We start from the raw sequence: 3,949 nt of genomic DNA, 5'->3' as shown, positions 1-3,949 counted from the left end.
TAGAATGGCACCGACAAATTTTGCCGTGCGGTTGAGATTTTCGGCGATTCCCTGAAGGTCGCGGATTGCCTTGACATCTTTTGGCGTGAGCCTTTCCACGACTTTACAATGCAGTGCCGACTGACGGATATATTCCGAGCGGTTGAGCCCTGCCATGAGAGCCTTGTCGAGCATGATCTGATACTGGTCTATGTCGAATTTCACCGGCACCATGATGGACTTTCGTTCATCCGCCGGGAGCTTTGGGCGTCCTTTAGAGGGACGTAAATTGGATTTCTTCATTGGAAATTCTGTTTGAGGTTTGTGACCATCGGGAGCGGAGGAGAGCGAGTCGTTTGAGGATTACTTGTAATACGAAAACATAAACTCGCTCCCTCCGATTCCGAACCCTTGCGATAGTTTCGAGGTGCACGAAACTACGAGGACTATTAGCGGTCAAAATGTAGTTGCAATCAAGCACTCAGAGCTTGCGCCAGATTTCGATGTCGTCGGCATACTGTTTCAGATGCTCGGCGAGGATGGCGTTGGCGTAGCTACTGACGGTAGTGCCACGGTCGCCGAGGATTCTGGAGACGCGCTCAAGCTGGTTCCACAGGTCGGCTTCGATATTCATGGCATGACGGTTCACCAGTTTTGCCGGAGCAAGGAATGTAGCCTTGAACTCGGCGAAGTCCGATTTGCGCTGTTGCTTGCCGATTCGCTGTTGCTTCGGCTGCTCGGTTACGGCAGTTGCCTCGGTTACTGTCTGCTCGTTGTCAAACAGATTGTCAGCATTGGCAGGTGTGGTGCTGTTAACAGTGTTATCGCTGTTAACAGAATTAGTTGCGTTTACAGCATTAGTGGAGTTGATAGAGTTATCTGATTTCATAATAAAATCGGGATTAAGAGTTGATACTTTGGATTTGGTTGCATCGGTCAACTCGGTTGACTTCGGTGCAGTGGATTTATTTGTTTTCATTGGGAAGTGTGTTTTTTGGTGAAACTTGGATTTGTGAGATACTCATTCAAGTCGTTGAACTCTGAGTAGAGAGTGGAGCGGTCAATCACGGTTGAGTCATATATGGCTGTCAATTCGGCGAGTGCTGTTTTTCCGGCATTGTCGTTGTCAAGGTGGCAGTTGATGGTGGAGTAGCCTTTGAGATAAGGCACAGCCTTATTGACATTGACAACCGAGTTGAGGATGATTGCGTCGGCTCCGTTGATTATACCGAGTGTAAGTGCAGAGAGATAATCAATAAATCCCTCAAACACGACACACTCTGTTGACGGGCCATCTCTCGCCCACGGAAGATATGAGATGTCCTTGCGTCCCCGGCAACCTTTGAAATATCTGTTGCGCAGTTCCCAGCCTCCGCTGATGTTATCAAACGCCACTGCGAAATATCTTTTGCCGTTGACACTGTAATGCGCCTCCTTGCATTTCGCCTTGGCGATGTGTGCCGAAATGCCACGCTCTTGGAGGTATGCGACAAGTGCGCGGTGTTCTAGTGGCACGACATCAAACCGTTCCATATTCGGAGCAGAGTGTCGTGGATGAAAAGAGGAAGCGACTGTCTGCACCGATGGCACAGGATAGCTGTTGGCGATGCAACGCATGAGATAGCGCAGGTCTGTTGACTGATACAACTCGGCTGCCAGATCGATGATGTTGCCGCCTCTGCCAAGACCGAAATCATACCAACAGTTGAGTGTTGTCTCGACCTTGAACGATGGCGTCTGTTCCTGTCGCAACGGCGACTTATACCAGAGCCTCGTTCCTTTTCTCGCCGCCGGTTCATGTCCGAGTTGGGACAAGAAGTCGGCTAAAGGGATAGATTTTATCTCTTTTATCATGGGTTCTAAAATGTTTGGGTGAGATGGTTCTTGGTTTCTTTCTCAGCTTTGCTACGAAAGCGCTTCGCGGTTTAGCGCCTATTATATATGCCCTTTGCTAAACCAAACCAATTTGGTGTTTCTTTCTCCGCTTCGCTATGAAAGCGCTGCGCGGTTACTCAATAGTAGAAATCTGGATTGTAGATGTATTCACGGTTCTCGTAGCGAATCATGCCTTTGTTGTCAAGAAAGGTTTTCAAACCCTTGACCTTGTTATTGGAATAGGAATGCCCGCAGGAAGCATATCCGCTTTTGAGTGCAGCCTCGAAGTTGCGACACCCTTTTATCGGGCCATTGGCGAAAACTACACCCAATGCCTCGCGGTGCTGTTCCTCGGTCAACTCCTTGTAGGGATAAGGGTCTTTGGCTTTCTTGCCAGGCTCTGAGAAAACATACCCACTGGCAATCTCCGGCAGTCCGTAGTCATTGACACGGAAGGCGAATGGGTCAAACTCGGCGGCACGAATCATGGCTGCGCATACCTCTGACACGGTATCATCGGTTTTGCTGCGGCTTATCTGGAGTACGGTCTCCGCTTTGTTGTTCAGCTCTGTGCCGACATGGCCACGGGCATTATCATCGCTTTTGTTGAGATGCAGAACCGTGTGGACATGTATCTGGAACTTGTCAGTCCATTCCATCAGTTTGCCGATAAGGTCGGTTGATTCCTTTGCGCAGTTGATGTCATACATCAGGTCGCGCACACCGTCGATGATTACAAGTCCGACACCGGGGGTGTTGATTATCGCCTGTTCTATGACCTCAAGGCGCAATGATGGTGTAAGCTGGCGCAATGCCGCGAATTTCAGATGCTCCGGGTGGGTGTCGGTCGGCAACTTTGCCAGTCGCAACGCTCGCTCCATAACCTTCTGACAATGATACGGGCTTTGTTCGGTGTCGAAATAAAGGATTGTGCGTTTGTCATCGGGGAACTCTGCGGTGTAGCCCAATACTTTACCATTGACGAGCGATGCCCCGACAATGGCGGCGACATTGAAGGTCTTTTTGCTCTTTGCTTTGCCGGTCGAAGCCGAGAAATTGCCGAGCGTTCCGATAACGCTGCCGTTGGCATACAGCACTTCCGGCGCAGTCTGAATCTCATCAGTGATTCTCAACTGCTTTTCCTCCCAAAGTCGGAGGATGTCCTCTTTCACTTCTTGCATCGGCGGCCTCCCTTCTTTGATGACTGGATAAGATCGAGCGCAAGTTGTGCGTCGATAACGATTTTTCTGCCCGTTTGAGTTATGGCATCTTTGATTACGCCACTGTTCTTGATGCGATGTGCGGTTGCTTTGCTGCACTGGAGAAGTTCGCAGAGGCCTTCGATTCCGTAAACGAGCCAACGTTTTGCAGTGGCAGTAGCGCTTGCGGTCTCGGTGGAATCCTTGACATTTCGGGAATCAAGTAATTCTAAAAGTTGTTCTCCGGTGTACTGCCAGAGAGGAAGTTTGAGTAAATGGTCTTTTGTCATACGCAGTGTGGGTTTGAATTATACTTCCGCTCTCTGAGAGAGCGTATCCGAGTATCTCCCGGACACTGCAAAATTACAACCGGTTATGAGTGGTCTGTATGTGGTTCCTGTTCTCCACTTACTAAAACTACCCGTCAGAGTATCAAGCTCTAACGGGTAGTATCATAAGGTCTCTAAAGTGGAAATTTGAGTGGTGAAAGTGGTGCGCGAGTGGTATCTTTAAGTAGCTTGGACTATCAAGCCCGCTTTTTATGTTTTTTGAAGATTCTGTCAATCTCATCAGCATATTCCCTACTTGATGCACTGGCATCATCGCCGCGTGGATGACAATACTTCTTTTCATAGTAGCTCCACTGAATATCAAGATGAGCGAGAATATCCTCGCGCCACGCTGCTTTATGCTTGGCCGGAACAATCTCGTATAATTTCGATATAAGATAGCACGCCTTGATTTTCTGTTTTGGTCGTATCTTTATCGGTTCATGCTTACCATGAAGATTGAGCGATGAATGGAACTGAGTCTCGGTACTATCGAAAACATCAGAGCAGATTCAATATTGTCCTAAATAATTTTTGAGTGCTACTCAACGTGCAGAGGCATCAGCC

General features: G+C 48.6%; 5 protein-coding genes. All 5 read right to left on the bottom strand.

Annotation, left to right across the window (positions count from 1 at the left end; translation table 11 throughout):
* Positions 1-282 (bottom strand): hypothetical protein (locus QZ311_RS12125; RefSeq protein WP_297068456.1); only part of this gene is annotated, 282 nt, incomplete at its 3' end.
* Positions 283-460: 178 nt separating this feature from the next.
* The gene (locus tag QZ311_RS12120; protein ID WP_297068454.1) at positions 461-868 is read right to left on the bottom strand and encodes a DUF3408 domain-containing protein; all 408 of its coding nucleotides are present in this window, start codon (positions 866-868) and stop codon (positions 461-463) included.
* A gap of 86 nt (positions 869-954) precedes the next feature.
* Positions 955-1,833 (bottom strand): toprim domain-containing protein, encoded by an 879-nt coding sequence (locus QZ311_RS12115; protein WP_297068451.1) that lies wholly within the window; start codon positions 1,831-1,833, stop codon positions 955-957.
* 158 nt (positions 1,834-1,991) lie between these two features.
* On the bottom strand, positions 1,992-3,035 hold the full coding sequence (locus QZ311_RS12110) for an AAA family ATPase (protein ID WP_297068449.1): 1,044 nt from the start codon (positions 3,033-3,035) through the stop codon (positions 1,992-1,994).
* A complete protein-coding gene (locus tag QZ311_RS12105) occupies positions 3,023-3,343 on the bottom strand; it encodes a DUF3853 family protein (RefSeq protein WP_297068447.1) in 321 nt (106 codons plus the stop codon). Before QZ311_RS12105 ends, QZ311_RS12110 begins: the two co-directional genes overlap by 13 nt.
* Positions 3,344-3,949: the final 606 nt, after the last annotated feature.

The sequence above is a fragment of the uncultured Duncaniella sp. genome (assembly GCF_910578445.1).
GTDB lineage: Bacteria > Bacteroidota > Bacteroidia > Bacteroidales > Muribaculaceae > Duncaniella.
This window is presented reverse-complemented; position numbering and strand designations above follow the sequence as displayed.